Raw genomic sequence first — 19,577 nt, forward strand, 5'->3', positions numbered from 1 at the left:
TGCCGGGTCTGATTCGACTATAGTGCGGCGCTATCGCAGCGGCAACTGTTAAACGTTTCAGTATTTTTCAAGCACGCCGGGCGATCGCCCTGGCCAGCACCAGCACCGGCAGCAAGCCGACGGCCACGAGCGTGAGGGCCGGCACGGCGGCCTCGGCCAGCCGTTCGTCGGCGGCCAGATGACTCGTGACCACGGCGAGCGTGTCCATATTGAAGGGCCGCAGCGCCAGCGTGGCGGGCAGCTCTTTCATGACGTCGACAAAGACGAGCAGCGCGGCCGTCAGCACACTGCCGCGCAGCAACGGCAGATGCACGCGCCGCAGCATGGCCCAGCCGCCCACGCCGAGACTGCGCGAACTGGCGTCGAGATTGGGGGAAATTCTGGCGAAGCCTGCGTCCACACTTTGCAAGGCGGCGGGCAGGAATCGCACGAGATAGGCATAGATCAGCACGCCGGCCGTGCCCGCCAGCACCAGACCGTCTGCACCGAACAGGTCGCCAAGCCAGGTGTCTACCCGCAGCACGGGTGTGAGGATACCGAGTGCGATCACCGCGCCCGGAATCGCATAGCCCACGCCAACGAGGCGTACCGCCGCCCGCGTGGCCCGGCCCGGGGCCTGCCGCTGCGCATAGCCGAGCACGATCGCGAAGACGCTCGCCACCAACGCCGCCGCGCCCGCCAGCCGCACGGTGTTATAGACCCATTCTCCATAGCGCGACCACGGCACCTGATCGAGTTCCGAGACCGCCAGCCGAAGCATGATGACCGCCGGCAGAAGGAAACCGATGACCAGCGGCAACACGCAGACGAGGGTGGCCAGCCAGGCGCGTCCGCCCCTGAGCACCGTGCGGCGCGCCGTAGTCGGTGCCCGGCCCGGAGCCCCATAGTAGCGCAGGCGTGCGCGGCCGCGCGCCTCCAGCATCAGCAGTACCAGCACGGCGGCCAGCAGACAGACCGAAAGCTGCGCGGCGGCAACGCGGTCGCCCATCGACAGCCACGCACGATAAATGCCGGTCGTGAACGTGGGCACCCCGAAGTAGGCGACGGCACCGTAGTCGGCGAGCGTCTCCATGAGCACGAGGGCCACGGCCGCCACCAGCGCCGGCCGCGCCAGCGGCAACGCCACGCGCCAGAACGCCTGCCACGGGGTGCAGCCCAGCGTGCGGGCCGCTTCGAGGAAGCGCTGGCTATGGTCGAGGAACGCCGTGCGCGCCAGCAGATACACATAGGGATAGAACGCCCCGGCGAAGACCCACGCCGCGCCGTACCACGAGCGGATCTCGGGGAATGCGCTCAGGCGGTCGACGCCCAGCGCCCGACGCAGCGCCGTTTGCACCGGGCCGGAAAACTGGAGGAAGTCGGTATAGGCGTAGGCCGTGACGTAGGCCGGCATGGCGAGCGGCAGAATCAGTGCCCACGCCAGCACACGCCGCCCGGGGAACGCGTAGTGCACGACGAGCCACGCACTCGACACGCCCATCACCAGCACGCCGACAGCCACGGCCAGCGAAATGCGCAGCGAATTCAGCGCGTACTCGGGCAAGACCGTGTCGAGCATGTGCAACAGGATGGCCCGCGTGTTGGCATCCCCTGCGCCCAGCGCGGCCACGATGCCGAACATCGGGACGAGGACGACCAGCGCCGGCAGCCAGGCGGCAAGCTGCCATACCCCTTTGCCGCGGCCCAGACGCAGACGTGCGACGCGCGGTGCACTCGGGGCCTCGTCAACGATGGCAGTTGATACCGCAGCGGATGCCGCAGCCCCGTCAATCGAACGGTTCTCCCGATCGGCAGTCGGCCCGTGGGTGCGTTGGGCGAGGTCGGAAGCGGCGCGCGGCGGGGGCGTCGAGGGCATCGGCAAATCGAATTCAGTGGGTCGGTTGACGGATCAATCGGAACGTATGGGACACGTGGCACGGTCAGCACGGATGCCGACGCCCGCCCCGTGAGGGAACCGGCAGACGTTCACCGGTCTAAACGTGCTGTAAATTATACGCATTCGCAATCGCGTCTCTGACGCCCGGGTTGGCGGAAAGTGCCCGGCACGCATGGGGCGCGATTCCGGCGCGATTTCGGCTTGATGATTTGCCCGGACGATTTGCCCCGATAATTTGCCCGGATAACTGGCGTCGCGATTGTCTGTGCGTCTGTGTTGTTTTCCTCCTGAGCCCCTCGCCCTTCATGTCTCTGCCCTACCTGCTGCTCGATCACATCACCGTCACGTACGACACCGCCGGCCATGCCCACACGGCCGTGCGTGATCTGTCGCTGTCGCTTGCGCGTGGAGAAATCGGCTGCCTGCTCGGCCCGTCGGGCTGCGGCAAGACCACGGTGCTGCGCGCCGTGTGCGGATTCGAGCCGCTGGGCGGCGGACGTATCGTGCTCGACGGCCACGAAGTCGCCAATGCGCAGGCCAGCGAACCTCCTGAACGACGGCACGTCGGCGTGGTGTTTCAGGATTACGCGCTGTTCCCGCATCTGAACGTGGCCCAAAACATCGGTTTCGGGCTGGGACGCATGCCGCGTGGTGAGCGAAATTCGCGGGTGGAAGACCTCGCCGAGCGCGTCGGCCTTGCCGGGGCGTTACGCAAGTATCCGCACGAACTCTCTGGCGGCCAGCAGCAGCGTGTGGCGCTCGCCCGTGCGCTCGCGCCTTCGCCAGCCCTGCTGCTGCTCGACGAGCCATTCTCGAATCTGGATCTCGACTTGCGCGAACGCCTTGCCGTGGAAGTGCGCGAAATCATTCGCGCCAGTGGTGCCACGGCCATTCTCGTCACGCACGATCAGCACGAAGCCTTCGCCATGGCCGACCGGATCGGGGTGATGCACGCTGGCGCCATTGCACAATGGTCACCGGCCCGTGCGTTGTGGCAGACACCCGCCAACCGCGTGGTGGCCGACTTTATCGGTCGCGGCACGCTGGTACCGGGGTCGTTTCGACAGCATGGCGGGAATAGTGAGCGCGGTGAGCATGGCGAGGCGGGCAGCATCGCTCTCGAAATCGGAGAAATCGCCACCACGCCTGCGCTGGCGGCGCAGTTGCAGCGTTCGGCATCGGGCGAAACGCCGTTTGCCGTCGATGTGCTGTTGCGGGCCGACGACATTACGCACGACCCGGCGAGTCCGTTCGAGGCCACGCTCGTGCGGCGGGCGTTTCGCGGGGCCGATCAGCTCTATACCCTGCGCCTCGCCTCGGGGCATGAAATCATCGCCCGCGTCGATGGCGATCTGACCCATGAACCGGGCGAGCGCGTGGGCCTGCGGCTCACCGTGCGGCACCCGGTGGCGTTTGCGGCGACCACTTCGGGGACACCGTCACCCGGAGGCTGGTAAAATCCGCCAAAACGGATGGACTTATGAAACAGTACCTCGACTTCATGCGCCATGTGCTCGACCATGGCACCGAAAAGACCGATCGCACCGGCACGGGCACGCGCTCGGTCTTCGGCTATCAGATGCGCTTCGACTTGCAGGCCGGGTTCCCGCTCGTCACGACCAAAAAGGTGCACACCAAGTCCATCGTGCACGAACTGCTGTGGTTCCTTCAGGGCAGCACGAACGTGCGCTACCTTCAGGAAAACGGTGTATCGATCTGGAATGAATGGGCCGATGCGGACGGTGAGCTTGGCCCTGTCTACGGCGCCCAATGGCGCTCGTGGCCGACGCCGGACGGCAGTCACATCGACCAGATCACCCAGTTGGTCGACCAGATTCGCAAGAACCCCGACTCGCGCCGCCTGATCGTCTCGGCGTGGAATGTGAGCGAGATTCCGCGCATGGCGCTGCCGCCCTGCCACGCGTTCTTCCAGTTCTATGTGGCAGACGGCAAGCTGTCGTGCCAGTTGTATCAGCGCAGCGCCGATATCTTCCTCGGCGTGCCGTTCAACATTGCGAGCTATGCGTTGCTCACGCACATGATGGCGCAGCAAACCGGGCTGGAAGTCGGCGACTTCATCTGGACCGGCGGTGACTGCCACCTGTACAACAATCACCTCGAACAGGTGCGCACGCAGCTCGCCCGCGAGCCGTTCCCGCTGCCGAAGCTCGAAATCTCGCGCAAGCCGGACTCCATCTTCGATTACCGCTACGAAGATTTTCATATCGTCGGATACGAAGCGCATCCGCATATCAAGGCACCGGTGGCCGTATGACTTTGTTGACACTGGTGGTAGCCCGCGCCGAGAACGGCGTGATCGGGCGCGACAATCAGTTGCCGTGGCGCCTGCCGGAAGATCTCGCGCACTTCAAACGCACCACGCTCGGCAAGCCGGTCGTGATGGGCCGCAAGACGTACGATTCGATCGGCCGTCCGCTGCCGGGACGCCGCAACATCGTGGTGTCGCGCAATGCCGACCTGAAGATCGAGGGTTGCGAGGTGGCAGGATCGCTGATCGACGCGATGCGGCTGTGTGTCGGTGCGGAAGAGATTTGTCTGATTGGCGGCGCGCAGTTGTATGCCGAGGCACTGCCGAGCGCCGACAAGGTGATCGTCACGGAAATCGCGAAGGCATTCGATGGTGACGCGCACTTCCCGGCGTTGGCCGCCGGGCAATGGCGCGAAACGGCGCGTGAAACGCACCACTCGCCGGCACCGAACGACTTCAACTACGCATTCGTGACTTACGAGCGGGTTTGACGCGGGCGTTGGTGCCTCCGTTTGACGCCACTCCCCTTATCGGTTCATCGGTTCATCGCTTCATCGCTTCACTGCTTCGTCGCCCCATTCAGCCATCACGCGCTAAGGTTGCCGCGCTGCGCGTCGATGGCTGGGTTGGCGGCACTTCCCTCGCTCCCAGTACTCCCTGAATTGCCCGCGCTGTCGTCAACGCGTACCGCTATATGAATGCGGTCGCGTCCGAGACGTTTTGCCGCATAGAGCGCCCCGTCGGCCTGCGCGATCAGGCGCTCCGGCGTGTCACTGGCGTCGTTCGCTTTCGGCACGTGGGTCGCGCAACCGACACTCACCGTCACATAACCGAGCGGGCCGGGGCCGGGTCGCGCCAGCGCACGAACACTCTCTGTCACGCGCGTCGCCACGAACTGCGCACCGTTCACGTCGGTGTCCGGCAACACGATCACGAACTCCTCGCCGCCATAGCGCGCCACCAGATCCGTCGGGCGATGGGTCGCCCGCATGAGCGCCACGGCCACATTTTCCAGACACTCGTCGCCTACCGGGTGACCGTACAGATCGTTGTATTTCTTGAAGTGATCGACGTCGACCATCAGTAGCGACAACGGCCGTGCGGTACGGCGGGCCAATTCGAAATCGTGGGGAAACCGTTCGTTGAAATAACGACGGTTGAAGATGCCGGTCAGCGCGTCTCGATTGCTGTATTCGATCAGGCGCAGGTGCGCACGCGTCAACTCGCGATAGAGCCGCGTCACTTCCCATACCAATACACAAACGAGCAGTCCCGGTGCCGACATGCTGAACAAGCGCGCCAGATACCAGCCCAGCGAGAAGCGCACCGTGCTCATCAGACTGAGGAGCGTATCGGTCACGCAGGCGAGCACGGCAAGGGCTACCCATACGTCGAGCACCGTACGCAGGCGCCCCAACGACAGCACGCCGCCAAGCGCCGCCAGATTCAGCAGCAGCAGGACGAACGCCGCACCGCTATCGGAGAAATCGCCGGGAGCGGTCGCCGGGGCCAGCGCCGGCGGCAGCGGTACGGCAAGGGCCGTCAGACACAGCAGCGCCGCCACGATGAGCGGCAGGCCGACGAACATCCATGTGGCCCGCCCGGGCGGCGGTAACTGCGTGATCGACTGCGGTGTGAACAGACGCCGCGAGACCATCGCGACGAGCACCAGAATGGGGAAACCGGCGTGCCAGAACACCCAGATCCAGCCGGACGTGCTCGGGCGTGCACCGAACAGGCCCTGCGGCGAAAACAGCCCCGGATAGGTCAGCAACTGCATGGCCACGGTGAGTGCGGCGAAGGCGTAGGCACCCGCCAGCAACCCGTAGACGGGCAGGCGGCTGACTTGGAATTGTGCGGCGAGGAGAAACGAGACGATAGTGGCCGTCGTGAAGACGGTCAGCCCGCACATCGGCAGGAACGGCGCCACGGCCGGCAACGGCGACGTCGCCTGCGGGGCAGTGAGCAGGAGTGCGCAGAGAATGACGAGCGCCAGACAGCCAGCGAACGCTAGTTGCGCACGCGACGCACGCTCCATGAGAAAGCCGTCCATGAATGTCCTTTCTGCCCGTTTTCACGCAGCATGCACCAATTCTGGTTGGCTGCCAATTGGCACACAGGCAATCGCCTTTCCTTACCCTTAGCGGCACGGCACGCGATCCGTTACCCGTCGCCGCCCTCGCTCCCGTCAGCGCCGAACAATATGAAAACGGCATCGACGGCGGGTGTTTCACCCACCGTCGATGCCGCTGACGTGGCCATCCAACCGACGACGAGAGATCGACGTCATATCGGTGCCACCCGAGCATGGGGGACGGGGCAAACGCCCCATGCCCCGTGCCCCGTCGCATCAACCGCCCAAATACGCCTCCAGCACACGCGGGTTGTTGAGCAGATTGCGACCGGTGTCGTCGAGCACAACCTTACCGGTCTCAAGCACGTAGCCGTGTTGCGCGATCTTCAGCGCCTGACGCACGTTCTGCTCCACAAGGAAGATCGTCAGCCCGTCGGCGTTGATTTCCTTGAGCGTGTTGAAAATGCCCTGCACGATGATCGGCGCCAGCCCCATCGACGGCTCGTCGAGCAGCAGCAACCGCGGACGCGCCATCAACGCACGGCCGATCGCCAGCATCTGCTGCTCGCCGCCCGACAAGTTGCCGGCCATCTGCTCAAGGCGCTCCGACAGACGCGGGAATCGCTCCAGCACCTTGTCGAAGTCCGCCTTGATGTTCTGCCGGTCGCGGCGCGTGTACGCCCCGAGCTCAAGGTTCTCGCGCACCGACATCGTCGTGAGCGTGGCACGGCCTTCGGCCACCTGCACCAGCCCGCGCTGCACGATCTTGTTCGGGGCCAGACCACCGATGTCCTCGCCTTCGAACACAATCGTGCCGCCTTGCTTCTTGATCAGACCGGACAGCGCGAGCAACGTCGTCGACTTGCCCGCCCCGTTGGCGCCCACGAGCGAGGTGATCTCGTGTTCGCGCAACGAGAAATCGACGCCCTTCACGGCCTCGATGTGCCCATAGCCCACTTTCAGGCCCTTCACTTCGAGCAATGCGCTCATGCCTTGTCCTCCCCGCTGGCTGCGAGTGCGGCGATATCTTCATCGTCATCGCGGCCCAGATAAGCCTCGATCACCTGCGGGTTGTTCTTGATCTCGTCCGGGTTGCCTTCGGCGATGATGCGGCCGAAGTTCAGCACCGCGATACGCTCGCACAGACCCATCACGAAACGCATGTCGTGCTCGATCATGAAGATCGTGTAACCGCGCGCCTTGATGTTCTCGATCTCGCTCATGAGATCGACCTTTTCACCCGTGTTCATGCCGGCCACCGGCTCGTCGAGCAGCAACAGCTTCGGCTCGGTTGCCAGCGCACGGGCAAGTTCGAGCTTGCGCTGATCGCCGTACGACAGGTTGTCGGCGATGTCGTACGCCTTGTGATCGAGCTTCACCCACGAGAGCAACTCGTGCGCACGCTCGCGCGAGCGCTTCTCCATATCGCGAAAGCCCGGCAGCGAGAGCAGCAACCCGGCCGGTCCGTACGTGAGATGGCGATGCATCCCCACCACCACGTTCTCGATCAGCGTCATCTCCTTGAAGATGCGGATGTTCTGGAACGTGCGGGCAATGCCGCGTTGCGTGATCTTGTGCGGCTTCTGCCCCACCAGACTCTCGCCGTTGAACGTGATGCTGCCGCCGGTCGGCTGCAACAGGCCGGTGATCAGGTTGAACACCGTCGTCTTGCCGGCGCCGTTCGGTCCGATCAACCCGAAGATGGTGCCCTGCGGCACCTCGATATTCACGTCCTGCAATACGTGCAGGCCGCCGAATCGCTTGGAAATATTAGTCAGCTTGAGCATGTCGTATCCCCTGTCCGCTTACGTGGAAGAGGCCGAACGCGTCTTGCCGGCCCGGAACCACCGGCGAAACCGTGTCGGGTCCCAGATGCCCTTGGGCAGGAACAACACGATCAGCACCAGAATCAGCCCGTTGACCACAAGACGGAAATCGTTGAACGCGCGCAGCATCTCCGGCAACAGCGTCAGGATCGTGCTGCCGAGCACCGGGCCCACGAGACCGTTGATACCGCCGAGAATCGCCATCGTCAGAATCTCCACGCCACGATCGAAGCCGTACTCGTTCGGGCCGATGAAGAACGTCAGATGCGCATTGAGTGCACCGGCCAGACCCGCCAGCACGGCACCCAGCACGAACGCCAGCATCTTGTAACCGGTGACGTTGATGCCCATGAGGCCCGCCGCCGTCTCGTCTTCCTTGATGGCTTCGAACGCACGGCCGATCTTGGAGCGGCGCAGACGCCACAGCACGGCCAGCGTGATCACCACGGCGCCGGCCACATGCCACCACTGCGTGAGTTGCGGGATGCCGTTCAGGCCGAGCGCGCCGCCGGTCAGGTCTTCGGTGTTCAGGATCAGCACACGCACGACTTCGCCGAAGCCGAGCGTGGCCATCGCCAGATACACACCCGACAGGCGCAGCGTCGGCTTGCCGATGATGAACGCGACGAGTGCCGGTGCGGCCATGCCACCGGCGAGCGACACCGCGAAAGGCATCTCGTAGTTCATCGTCAACAGTGCCGCCGTGTAAGCGCCAATGCCCATGAACGCCGCATTCGCCATCGCGAGCATGCCGCACGAGAGCGTGAGGTAAATCGACAGCGCCAGCAGCGCATTGGTGCCCAACGTCAGCACCAAATTGCTGTACACCGCCCAGAAATTATTGAACCAGTCCATTGCGCCCCCGTAATTACGCTTTGCGTTCGAGCACTTTGCCGAACAACCCCTGCGGACGCACCAACAGGATCAGGAACAACAAGCCGAACGCCACGGCGTCGCGCATGTTCGAGCCGATATAGGCCACCGACATCACCTCGGCAAACCCGAGGAACAGGCCGCCGATCATCGCGCCGCGAATGTCGCCCATGCCGCCCAGAATGATCACCGCGATGCCCTTGTGCAGCATCGGCTGGCCCATCAGCGGGAACACCGCGTTCGAGTACAGCCCGATCAGCACGCCGGCCATACCGCCCAGCCCGGCTGCCGCAAACGACGTCGCGAGGAACAGGCCTTCGACGTTGATGCCCAGCAGGTAAGCGGCCTTCGGCGACTCGGCAATCGCGCGCAACGCACGGCCCAGTTGCGTCTTCTTGATCGTGGTGATGAGCAGCGCCATCAGTGCGAACGAGACGAAGATGATCACCAGTTCCAGCACGGTCATGTGCACGCCGGCCACCGTGAGGGTGTCTTGCGGGACCAATTCGTACGGGAAGCGCAGGTTCTCTGCACCGAAGATGCCCTGAATACCGTTGTTGAGCAGAATGCCCACGCCGATGGTGGCGATCATCGGAATCAGGTGAGGCGCACCGCGCTTGCGCAGCGGCTTGAGCACGAGCACGTCGATGAGCAGCCCGAGCAGACCGCTGACGATCACCGCCGTGATGATGGCCGCCCACAGCGGCAGATGCAGACGTGCGACAGCCTGAAGGGCGGCGTACGCGCCGACCATGAAGACCGCGCCGTGCGAGAGATTGATGACGCCGAGAATGCCGAACACGAGTGTGAACCCGAGCGCGAACAAGGCGTACACGCACCCGAGGGAGAGCGCGTTGACGAGTTGCTGTTCCAGCATGGTGTGTATTCCAGCCTGAGGGACGAAGACGCCTGCCGAGAGGGGGCGCGGCATGCGCCAGAAACGCCGATGGGCGTAGCGCCTTTCGGCCCTACGCCCATGCGGACTTCTTCAAGTACTGCCGGGCTGCTTACTTCTCGATGACGTACTTGCTGCCCTTCGTCACGCTGACGATCGGCGCTTGTTTTGCGTCATAGCCAGCCGGCTTGCCGTTCTTGCCCATTGCCTGGCGGAACGCGAAAGCACCGGTCGCGCCTTCGTGCGTCACACTCGGCAGCGCGTCGCGCAGTGCCTTGCGGTCGGCGTCCAGATTGCCCGAGATCTTCACGTTCTTGAGCGCACCAGCGGCGATGTACATGGCGTCGTAGGCTTGCGCAGCGAACTGGTCCGGCGACACCGAGTACTTGGCCTTGTAGGCTGCGATGAACTTGGTGTTGGCCGGCGTGTTGTTCTCGATCGACCACGGGCTACCCACCCACAGGCCATCCGAGCTGCCCTTGGCCAGATCGAACACCTTGACCGAGTTCATGCCGTTGCCGCCGATGAACGGCACGTTGATACCCAGTTGACGGGCCTGCACCATGATCGGCGCGCCTTCGGCGATCAGTGCCGACAGCACGATGGCGTCCGGGTTGCTGGCCTTGATCTTCGTGAGCTGTGCCTTGAAGTCCACGTCGCCCTTGGCGAACGTCTCGGTCGTCGTGACCGGGATCTTCAGGTCTTCCAGCGCCTTCTTGAAGTTGTCGTAGCCGCTCTTCGTGAACACGTCGTCGTTGCCGTACAGCACCGCGACCTTCTTGATGCCCGCGTGCTTGGCCGCGACCTTGATGGTCTCCGGCAGCACGTCGGCTTCGGTCACCGAGTTACGGAAGATGAAATCGCCGATCGACGTGATGCCGTCAGCCGTGTTCGACGTGCCGAAGGCGACCGTCTTGCCGGCTTGCGCGATCGGATCGGCAGCCTGTGCCGAGTTCGACAGCGTGGGGCCGAACACCATCAGCACCTTGTCCTGGAAGATCAGCTTCTTGAAAACGTTGATCGCTTCTTCCTTCTTGCCTTGCTCGTCTTCGACTTGCAGTACAAGTTTGTTGCCATTGACGCCGCCGGCGGCATTAATCTCGTCAGCCGCGAGCTGGAAACCGTTCTTGATGGCCGCGCCATATTGCGCAGCGCCGCCCGACAGTGCTTCGGCCACGCCGATCTTCAGATCGGCTGCGTGGGCCGCAGCCACCATCCCCGTGGCGACAAGTGCAGCCAGCAACTTGGTCATGGTGCTTTTCATGAGTGCTCTTCCTCCAATACCTAGTCTCTAGTTATGAGAAGGCGCGCCTTGTGAGCGCGCCCATTACCCTAACTACCGTATTCGTTCTTAAACCGTGGCTTAAGAAAACCCCTAAGGATAACGCAAACTATCGCGAACGGACACGGCAATTGGGTTTTTGCCCCGTCCTGGCGCATAAATGCAACGCGTTTGTGGCGCCAGAATGAGATTTCGCAGCATCAATGACCGGCAATGGTCATTTGTTCAATCAGGATTGACCCCACCTCTTTGGTGCCACGCACGAGCGTGTCGGCACCGATGGCGACGATCTGACGGAACATGTCGTTCAGGTTGCCGGCCAGCGTGATTTCTTCCACCGGGTACTGGATTTCGCCGTTCTCGACCCAGAAACCCGACGCGCCACGCGAATAATCGCCCGTCACGTAGTTCACGCCCTGCCCCATCAGTTCCGTGACCAGCAGGCCCGTGCCGAGCTTACGGAGCATGGCGCGGAAATCGTCGGTCGGCACGGTGAGCTTGCTATACATCCGCAGGTTGTGCGAGCCGCCGGCGTTACCGGTCGTCTGCATACCGAGCTTGCGTGCCGAGTATGTCGAGAGGAAGTAACCTTGCACCACCCCATCGGTGACCACGTCGCGGGCGCGGGTTTTCACACCCTCTTCGTCGTACGGGGCGCTGCCCATCGCGCGCGGCACGTGCGGGTCTTCATGAATACCCACGTGATCGGCAAACACCGGCTTGCCCAGCGTGTCGACGAGGAACGTGGCTTTGCGATACAACGCGCCACCGCTCACGCCCTGCACGAAGGCGCCCAGCAGACCGGCGGCGAGCGGTGCCTCGAACAGCACTGCACACTTACGGGTCGAGAGCTTGCGAGCATGCAGGCGCGCCAACGCACGTTCGGCGGCGTAACGGCCCACGGCTTCCGGCGACGCCAGATCTTCGGCGGCGCGCTTGGACGTGTACCAGTCGTCACGTTGCATGTGGCTGCCGGAGCCCGCAATCGGCGAGACCGACAGATAGTGACGCGAATACGGGTAACCCGACAGGAACCCGCGCGTAGTGCCGAGCAGGAACTGGGAATGCTGCGCCGAAACGCTCGCCCCTTCCGAGTTGCGGATGAGCGGGCTCACGTCGAGCGCGCTCTTTTCCGCGCGGCGAGCGAGTTCGACGGCGTCGTCAGCCGTGATGCGCCACGGATGGAATAGCGACAGGTCCTGCGGGTGTGTTTCGAGCAGTTCTGCCTCGGCGAGGCCCGCGCAGTCGTCTTCTGCGGTGAATCGGGCGATATTGAAAGCGGCGTCGACCGTGTCGTGCAGCGCTTTGCGCGAGAAGTCCGAGGTGCTGGCATTGCCACGGCGCTGGCCGATGAACACCGACACGCCGACGAGCTTGTCGCGATTGCGCTCGATGGTCTCGACCTTGCCGCGCCGCACCGAGACCGACAGGCCGTCGCCCTCGGAAATCTCGGCGGCCGCGTCGGTAGCGCCTAGCGAACGGGCGTATTGCAGTACGTCGCTGACGATTTCCTTGAGTTGATCCTGGGTATGCGTGAAGTGCTGGGTCGCTTGGGACATCGGCGCGATTGGGTCAGTAGCTGAATAGGAACCGCCATCTTAGCGCGACTTCCGTACCGTCGTACGAGGGGGTTGCAACTATTTGGACGGCGTGAGCCGCGTTACAATAGCGCCCATGACGCACAATCACCGCAATAACCAACCCGCCGAGTCCGAACTTCTCTACGAAGGTCCGAGTAAATCCCAGCGCAAGCGCGAGTCGCACGCGTTGCAGGATCTTGGCGCAGAACTGGTCAACCTGTCCAAAGACGCGCTGGCGCGCGTCCCCATGTCCGAAAAACTCGATCAAGCCGTGCGCGACTGCCGCAAGATCACTGCGCATGAGGGCCGCCGCCGTCAGATGCAGTACGTCGGCAAGGTCATGCGCTCGCTCGATGAGTCTGAAGTCGAAGCCATCCAGCGCGCCCTCGACGTGATCAATGGCGTGTCGAAAGCCGAAACCGCCAAGCTGCACGCCCTTGAGCGCTGGCGCGATCGCCTGCTCGCCAAGGACGAGGCGCTGACGGAACTGCTCGCCCAGCACCCGGACGTCGATGGCCAGCACCTTCGCACCCTCATTCGCAACGCCCGCCGCGAGCAAGCCGCACAAAAGCCGCCCAAGGCCTTCCGCGAGCTGTTTCAAGCGCTCAAGGATTTGCTGTCCAGCAGCGCGGACAGCAGCGACAAGTCGGACGACGCCGATGACGATCTGCCGGAATTCCCGGTGCGTGAGGACGATCGATGATCACGCGCGCGCATCCGGATGAGCTGCGCGTCGGGCTGGTCTCGATCAGCGACCGCGCCAGTCAGGGCACGTATGAAGATCAGGGCATTCCGGCATTGCAGGCCTGGCTCGGCAGCGCCCTGACGTCGCCGTGGGTGGCCGAGACACACCTGATTCCCGATGACGCGGATGGCATCACTGCCACATTGATCGAACTCATCGACACGATGCAGTGCGATCTGGTGCTCACCACCGGCGGCACCGGCCCGGCACGTCGCGATGTGACGCCCGAGGCGACGCTGCGTGCCGGCACGAAAGAGATGCCGGGTTTTGGCGAGCAAATGCGCCAGATCAGCCTGCGCTTCGTGCCGACGGCGATTCTGTCGCGTCAGGTCGCCGTGATCCGCGAAACACCGGCGCACGCCGCGCTCATCATCAATCTGCCGGGCCAGCCGAAGTCGATCAAAGAGACGCTGGAAGGTCTGCGCGATGCCGACGGCAAGTCGATCGTGCCGGGCATCTTTGCCGCCGTGCCATATTGCATCGACCTGATCGGCGGGCCGTACATCGAAACCGATGAGGCCGTTTGCAAGGCGTTCCGCCCGAAAACCGCCATTCGCGCGCAGAAGCCGGCCTGAGCCGGCCCGCGTCGGCTTGCGTCGGCGTGGGGCTGCGACGGATTCTCCTCACCGTTCCAACGTAGAACACAATAAAAAACGCCAGCATTTCGCTGGCGTTTTTGTTTGGCCGTGTGGATCAGCCGACGGCTGAGGCGGCAAGCTCGACAGATACCGCGTCAGGCAGCCGCGTCGCTACCGGGCACGGTCGTTTTCAGGAAATGTTCGCGGTAGTACACGAGTTCGTCGATCGACTCATGAATATCGGCCAGCGCGGTATGCGCCGCGCGCTTGCTGAAACCCTTGTACACCGTGGGCTCCCAGCGGCGGCACAGCTCCTTGAGCGTGCTGACGTCGAGATTGCGGTAATGGAAGAAGGCTTCCAGCTTGGGCATGTAACGCGCCATGAAGCGGCGATCCTGGCAGATCGAATTGCCACACATCGGCGACTTGTTGGGCGGCACGTACTGCGACAGGAACTCAATCAATTGCAATTCTGCCGAAGCTTCATCGATCGGTGACGCCTTGACGCGATCGATCAGCCCCGAGCGGCCATGGGTGCCCTTGTTCCAGTCGTCCATACCGTCGAGCACGGCGTCGGACTGATGGATCGCGAAAACCGGGCCTTCGATGCGACGCGTCAGTGCCGAATCGGTCACAACGACGGCGACTTCGATGATACGGTCGCTATCCGGCTGCAAACCGGTCATTTCCATATCGAGCCAGACCAGATTGAACTCGGCACGCGCGAGCGTCTTTTCGCCTTCGGCAGATGCGGAATTTTGGGACGGAATGGCAGACATGATCGGAAGACTCTTTAAAACGCGTCGGTTGGCGACCGGTAAGGCGCCTGGCCGGTCGAAAGAACTTATAATTCTCGCATACTTCAGTTTCCTCTTAGGCGCATGTTCACTTATCTCTTCGTGATCTTCCTGCTGGCCATGGTCATGACCAAGTTGTGGCTGGCGGCCCGTCAGATCCGCCACGTGGTCGCCCATCGTGCCGCTGTCCCCGAGCGTTTCGCCGGCACGATCACGCTGACCGATCACCAGCGCGCGGCCGACTATACGGTCGCCCGCACGCGGCTCGGCATGGCCGAAATCTTCGCGCAGGCCGTGCTGCTGGTCGCACTGACGCTGCTCGGCGGCCTGAACCTCCTGCATATCGGCATCACCGAATGGCTGGGCGACGGTTATCTGGCCCAGATCGCGCTGATCGGCGCCGTGCTGCTCACCTCCGGCCTCGTCGATCTGCCGTTCACGTACGTGCGCCAGTTCGTGATCGAGCAACGGTTCGGCTTCAATCGCATGTCGATCGGGCTGTTCATCGTTGATCTGATCAAGGGCACCGCCGTTGGCGTCGTACTGGGTCTGCCGCTGCTCTTCGTCGTGCTGTGGCTGATGGAGCGCGCCGGGCCGCTGTGGTGGCTGTACACCTGGGTCGTGTGGGTTGCCTTCAACCTGTTCGTGCAGTTCATCTTCCCGCACGTCATCGCGCCGATGTTCAACAAGTTCGAACCGCTGGCGGACGTCTCGCTGGCCGAACGCATCGAAGGATTGATGAAGCGCTGCGGTTTCGCCGCACGTGGACTGTTCGTCATGGACGGCTCCAAGCGCTCGGCCCACGGCAATGCCTACTTCAGCGGGTTCGGACGTGCCAAGCGCATCGTCTTCTTCGACACGCTGATCGAGCGCCTCTCGCCGGCGGAAATCGAAGCCGTGCTTGCCCACGAGTTGGGCCACTTCAAGCGCCGCCATATCACCAAGCGTCTCGTCGTCGCCTTCGCGCTCTCGCTCGCGTTCCTGGCCCTGCTCGGCTGGCTCACCGGCCGCACATGGTTCTACACTGATCTGGGGGTGATGCCGTCGATGATGGGCAGCAACAACGCCCTCGCGCTGGTGCTCTTCTTCCTGGTGTTGCCGGTGTTCGGCTTCTTCGCGAGCCCGTTGAGCAGCCTCACGTCGCGCAAGCACGAGTTCGAAGCCGATGCGTTCGCCGCCAGCCAGACACAAGCCAGCGACCTCATCAACGCGTTGGTGAAGCTGTATCAGGACAATGCGTCGACGCTCACGCCCGATCCGGTCTACACCGCGTTCTACTATTCACACCCGCCCGCCTCGCAGCGCATCGACCGACTGCTGGGGCACGCATGAAGCGCGGCGCAAAAGTGAAGGCGGCCCTGCCCGCCACGACCGCAGAAGCCCGCCGACTCGGCCGGGTCGCCGCCGCCCACGGCCGACACTACGTGGTCGAAGCCGACGATGGCGAGACGGTGCTGTGCTTCCCCCGAGGGAAAAAGAGCGAGATTGCCGTGGGCGATGAAGTGGCTTGGGCACGCACGGGCGATCAGGGTGTGATCGAAGAAATTCTGCCGCGCCGTAATCTGCTCTACCGTTCGGATCAGTTCAAAAGCAAGCTGTTCGCGTCGAACATCGATCAGTTGGTGATCATGCTCGGCACCGAACCGTATTTCAGTGAAGACCTGCTCGGCCGGGCACTGGTGGCCGCCGAGGCCAACGAACTGCACCCGCTCGTCGTGCTCAACAAGACAGACGTCGTCGCCGCATTGCCGGCGGCACGCGAGCGTCTCGCGCCCTACCGGGCGTTGGGCTATGAAGTGCTGGAGTTGTCGGTACGCGCCGATCCGGAGGCCGCCCAAGCGATGCTGCTGCCGCGACTGGCGCACAAGGCTTCGCTGCTGCTGGGGCAGTCGGGGATGGGCAAGTCGAGCCTGGTGAACCTGCTGGTCCCCAACGCCGCTGCGGCCACGCGTGAAATTTCGACGGTGCTCAATTCCGGCAAACATACGACGACGTTCACGCGGATTTTCCATCTCCCCGACGGTGGCCTGCTGATCGACTCGCCGGGGTTTCAGGAATTCGGCCTGCACCACCTCAAGGAGGGCGTGCTCGAGCGTGCGTTTCCGGAATTCCGTCCGTTGCTCACCGGTTGCCGCTTCTACAACTGCCATCACCTGAAAGAGCCCGGTTGCGCCATTCTCGCGGCCGTTGCCGATGGCCGAATCTCCCAGCAACGCCATGCCCTGTATGCCCAACTCGTGCATGAGTCGGAGCAGGAAGTGCCCTATTGAGTCGGGCAACTGACTCGATGCCGAGAAATGAAAAACCCCGCCGAAGCGGGGTTTTTTCATGGATAGCCGTTCGTCCGCGGTTCGCCCGCAGTTCTCCTCAACCGAGCCAGACGGCGAGCGTCAGCAGCAAGAGCAACAGCATCCACAGCAAGACAGCACGCCACACCAATCCGACAGCGGCCTGAAGCGTACGTGGCGTGCATTCGCCACCGACGGGCAGCACGGCGTCATCGCCTTGATTGAGCGCATCGATGCTCGAGACTTCTGCCAACGGGCCGGTCAGCCGGGCACCCAAGGCACCACTGCCTGCGGCCAGCAAAATACCCTCATTCTCGTTCGGCCACTGCTTGGCGTAGTGGCGCCAGGCGTAGATGGCGTCTTCGAAATTACCGACGATGGCAAAGCCGATGGCCGTCATGCGGGCCGGCACCCAATCGATCACATAGAAGGCTTTACGGGCAAACGCGCCGAATGCCGGGCTGCGGTCCGGGGCAGGCTCGGTCCAGCGGCGTGACAGATATTCCGCCAACCGGTACAGCACGGCGCCTGCGGGGCCGATCGGGATGAGGAACCAGAAGAACACGCCGAATACGTGGCGGTGCGATGCAATCACGGCGTGCAGCAACGTATGACGCACGATCTCGTCGACCGGCATGTCGACCGTGTCGATACCGATCCACTGGCGGAGAATTTCGCGCGCTTCGTTGACGTTGTCGTTGTTGAGCGCGACGTGAATGTCGGTGAAGTAGTGGCTGAACTGGCGAAAGCCCATCGTCAGGTAGACGATCAGCACGTTCCACGCAAAGCCCAGCAGGATGTTCACCCGCATGAGCAGGTAATAGACCACGCCGACCACCAGCACGAACGGCACCACCACGACCAGCCACGCCAGCACGCCATGACGCGGTTGACCCGCGTCGAACGATTGGGAGGTGTGCGTCGCGTGGGAGCGAATCAGGTTGTAGATCGGGTTTTGCGTGGAGAGCGCACGCACCTGCTCGAGGATCAGCGCGAGGAGTACCGAAAAGAATGTCATGCGTGCGATCGGGTCACCGGACGGAATGACGTAACGATAGCACAGCTTCTCGCGAATGCCCGTGCCATGCGCCTTCGCGACGCATTCGAACTACGTTTCACACAAGCGAATTGCGCAACTTTGGTCCGAGTGCGTCAGGCGCGCAGCAGTTGATAGAAATTTCGCAGCATGCCGGCCGTCGCGCCCCAGATGAAATACTCGCCGCCGGCCGGTCTCGGATACGGCATCGCGTAAAAGCGTCGTTCACCGACTTGATAGTTGAAGACCCGAATCTGGTGATGCGCCGGGTTCATCAAAAAATCGAGCGGGACTTCGAAGATCTCATCGACCTCGCCCGCGTCGGCCACGAGTTCGATCGACGGCCTGACCAAGCCGACGACAGGCGCGACACGAAACCCAGTGCCGGTAACGTAGTCCGGCAATCGCCCGATCACTTCGACGGCGCCGGAGTCGAGCCCGATCTCTTCACGCGACTCGCGCAATGCCGTCGCGATCGGCGTCGGATCATCCGGCTCACGACTCCCGCCGGGGAAACTGACTTGCCCGGCGTGGGTGCTCAGGTGTTGCGTGCGCTGGGTGAGCAGCACCGTCAGGCCCTGCGGACGCATGACCAGCGGCACCAGCACGGCGGCAGCACGTGGCGTAAAAAGCGCAGGGGAGACAACTTCGATAGCACCCGCATCGGGTGTCCAGACTGGTGGGCTGGCGAGACGGTCACGCAGGGCCATGGGGGTCAGTCGCTCAGCCGGCACCGCAGCCTCCCCCTCGCCTGTTGAGACGATGGGCAATGCTTCAGGATGCAGGATAAGAGGTGGCGCCACGTAGGCCTTTGAGGGACGTATAACGTTGCTATTTTACCGGGGAAGCGTCGACCGCGTATGCGCGAAGAAAAATCCGATTCCCTGTGCAATTCGAGCGACTCGACCGTGGTGATGTGCTGCCACATACGAAAAAAGCACCCCAAGGGGTGCTTTTTCCATACGACTTTTGCTGTGCCCGGCCACGAGGTCGCCAGGCACGGCAGCGTCCGACTTACTGCGCAGCGACGGTCTTGCTCTTGTACGTGAGCTTTTCCTTGATACGTGCCGACTTGCCCGAACGCTCACGCAGGTAGTACAGCTTGGCGCGACGAACGTCACCACGACGCTTGACTTCGATGCTGGCGATCAGCGGCGAGTACGTCTGGAACGTACGCTCAACGCCTTCACCCGACGAAATCTTGCGAACGATGAAGGCCGAGTTCAGGCCACGGTTACGCTTGGCGATCACGACGCCTTCGTAAGCCTGCACACGCTTGCGCGTGCCTTCAACAACGTTCACGTTGACGATCACGGTGTCGCCCGGGGCGAATTCGGGAATCGTCTTCGACGCGGTCAAACGCGCGATTTCTTCTTGCTCGATCTGTGCGATCAGATTCATTTACCACTCCTTGTGCCATCGTATCGGCGTTCTACCGGCAAGCCGGCCCCGACAGAG

Annotated in this window: 19 protein-coding genes; 7 read left to right on the forward strand and 12 right to left on the reverse strand. The window is 63.1% G+C overall.

Going from position 1 to position 19,577, the window contains the following annotated elements:
- Window positions 1–67: 67 nt before the first annotated feature.
- Entirely contained in the window at window positions 68–1,855 is a 1,788-nt protein-coding gene (locus CDV44_RS12255) for an iron ABC transporter permease (RefSeq protein ID WP_087688272.1), read from the reverse strand.
- A gap of 326 nt (window positions 1,856–2,181) precedes the next feature.
- Between CDV44_RS12255 and CDV44_RS12260 the strand changes: the two genes are divergently transcribed.
- The 3 genes from CDV44_RS12260 to CDV44_RS12270 are packed head-to-tail and all read left to right on the forward strand — an operon-like array spanning window position 2,182 to window position 4,636.
- The gene (locus tag CDV44_RS12260) at window positions 2,182–3,333 is read left to right on the forward strand and encodes an ABC transporter ATP-binding protein (protein ID WP_087688273.1); all 1,152 of its coding nucleotides are present in this window, start codon (window positions 2,182–2,184) and stop codon (window positions 3,331–3,333) included.
- 23 nt (window positions 3,334–3,356) lie between these two features.
- Window positions 3,357–4,151, forward strand: coding sequence for a thymidylate synthase (locus CDV44_RS12265; protein WP_058379463.1), 795 nt, complete (start codon window positions 3,357–3,359; stop codon window positions 4,149–4,151).
- A complete protein-coding gene (locus tag CDV44_RS12270) occupies window positions 4,148–4,636 on the forward strand; it encodes a dihydrofolate reductase (RefSeq protein WP_087688274.1) in 489 nt (162 codons plus the stop codon). Before CDV44_RS12265 ends, CDV44_RS12270 begins: the two co-directional genes overlap by 4 nt.
- A 95-nt stretch (window positions 4,637–4,731) precedes the next feature.
- Here the strand turns inward: CDV44_RS12270 and CDV44_RS12275 are convergent, their stop codons facing one another.
- From CDV44_RS12275 to pmbA, 7 genes are all read right to left on the reverse strand, one after another.
- Window positions 4,732–6,198 carry a sensor domain-containing diguanylate cyclase gene (locus CDV44_RS12275; protein WP_087688275.1) on the reverse strand — a complete coding sequence of 489 codons (1,467 nt, stop codon included), beginning with the start codon at window positions 6,196–6,198 and terminating at the stop codon, window positions 4,732–4,734.
- A gap of 297 nt (window positions 6,199–6,495) precedes the next feature.
- Window positions 6,496–7,209 carry an ABC transporter ATP-binding protein gene (locus CDV44_RS12280; RefSeq protein WP_087688276.1) on the reverse strand — a complete coding sequence of 238 codons (714 nt, stop codon included), beginning with the start codon at window positions 7,207–7,209 and terminating at the stop codon, window positions 6,496–6,498.
- Window positions 7,206–8,006 (reverse strand): ABC transporter ATP-binding protein, encoded by an 801-nt coding sequence (locus CDV44_RS12285; RefSeq protein WP_058379466.1) that lies wholly within the window; start codon window positions 8,004–8,006, stop codon window positions 7,206–7,208. The genes CDV44_RS12280 and CDV44_RS12285 overlap by 4 nt, the downstream gene beginning before the upstream one ends.
- An 18-nt stretch (window positions 8,007–8,024) precedes the next feature.
- Entirely contained in the window at window positions 8,025–8,900 is an 876-nt protein-coding gene (locus tag CDV44_RS12290) for a branched-chain amino acid ABC transporter permease (RefSeq protein ID WP_058379467.1), read from the reverse strand.
- 13 nt (window positions 8,901–8,913) lie between these two features.
- Window positions 8,914–9,795 (reverse strand): branched-chain amino acid ABC transporter permease, encoded by an 882-nt coding sequence (locus CDV44_RS12295; protein WP_058379468.1) that lies wholly within the window; start codon window positions 9,793–9,795, stop codon window positions 8,914–8,916.
- 130 nt (window positions 9,796–9,925) lie between these two features.
- Complete coding sequence (locus CDV44_RS12300) at window positions 9,926–11,077, reverse strand: ABC transporter substrate-binding protein (protein WP_087688277.1); 1,152 nt, start codon at window positions 11,075–11,077, stop codon at window positions 9,926–9,928.
- A 218-nt stretch (window positions 11,078–11,295) separates the two neighbouring features.
- A complete protein-coding gene (pmbA, locus tag CDV44_RS12305) occupies window positions 11,296–12,654 on the reverse strand; it encodes a metalloprotease PmbA (protein ID WP_087688278.1) in 1,359 nt (452 codons plus the stop codon).
- Between the two features lie 115 nt (window positions 12,655–12,769).
- On the opposite strand from pmbA, the gene yjgA reads away from it, so the two are divergent.
- Both yjgA and mog read left to right on the forward strand, forming a co-directional pair.
- Window positions 12,770–13,378, forward strand: a complete 609-nt coding sequence (yjgA, locus tag CDV44_RS12310; protein ID WP_087688279.1) for a ribosome biogenesis factor YjgA — start codon at window positions 12,770–12,772, stop codon at window positions 13,376–13,378.
- Window positions 13,375–13,995, forward strand: coding sequence for a molybdopterin adenylyltransferase (mog, locus tag CDV44_RS12315; RefSeq protein WP_087688280.1), 621 nt, complete (start codon window positions 13,375–13,377; stop codon window positions 13,993–13,995). Before yjgA ends, mog begins: the two co-directional genes overlap by 4 nt.
- 158 nt (window positions 13,996–14,153) lie before the next feature.
- Here the strand turns inward: mog and orn are convergent, their stop codons facing one another.
- Complete coding sequence (orn, locus tag CDV44_RS12320; RefSeq protein ID WP_058379473.1) at window positions 14,154–14,777, reverse strand: oligoribonuclease; 624 nt, start codon at window positions 14,775–14,777, stop codon at window positions 14,154–14,156.
- A 102-nt stretch (window positions 14,778–14,879) separates the two neighbouring features.
- Between orn and CDV44_RS12325 the strand changes: the two genes are divergently transcribed.
- Together CDV44_RS12325 and rsgA are read left to right on the forward strand one after the other, a co-directional pair.
- The gene (locus tag CDV44_RS12325; protein WP_087688281.1) at window positions 14,880–16,127 is read left to right on the forward strand and encodes a M48 family metallopeptidase; all 1,248 of its coding nucleotides are present in this window, start codon (window positions 14,880–14,882) and stop codon (window positions 16,125–16,127) included.
- Window positions 16,124–17,065 carry a ribosome small subunit-dependent GTPase A gene (gene rsgA, locus CDV44_RS12330; RefSeq protein WP_058379475.1) on the forward strand — a complete coding sequence of 314 codons (942 nt, stop codon included), beginning with the start codon at window positions 16,124–16,126 and terminating at the stop codon, window positions 17,063–17,065. The genes CDV44_RS12325 and rsgA overlap by 4 nt, the downstream gene beginning before the upstream one ends.
- Before the next feature lie 97 nt (window positions 17,066–17,162).
- On the opposite strand, the gene CDV44_RS12335 is transcribed toward rsgA, so the two are convergent.
- From CDV44_RS12335 to rplS, 3 genes are all read right to left on the reverse strand, one after another.
- A complete protein-coding gene (locus CDV44_RS12335) occupies window positions 17,163–18,101 on the reverse strand; it encodes a CobD/CbiB family protein (protein ID WP_058379476.1) in 939 nt (312 codons plus the stop codon).
- Between the two features lie 134 nt (window positions 18,102–18,235).
- Window positions 18,236–18,829, reverse strand: coding sequence for a CoA pyrophosphatase (locus CDV44_RS12340; protein ID WP_249277517.1), 594 nt, complete (start codon window positions 18,827–18,829; stop codon window positions 18,236–18,238).
- Between the two features lie 304 nt (window positions 18,830–19,133).
- Window positions 19,134–19,520, reverse strand: coding sequence for a 50S ribosomal protein L19 (gene rplS, locus CDV44_RS12345; RefSeq protein WP_058379478.1), 387 nt, complete (start codon window positions 19,518–19,520; stop codon window positions 19,134–19,136).
- Between the last annotated feature and the right edge of the window lie 57 nt (window positions 19,521–19,577).

It is taken from the genome of Pandoraea sp. PE-S2R-1 (assembly GCF_002179865.1).
Taxonomy (GTDB): Bacteria; Pseudomonadota; Gammaproteobacteria; order Burkholderiales; family Burkholderiaceae; genus Pandoraea.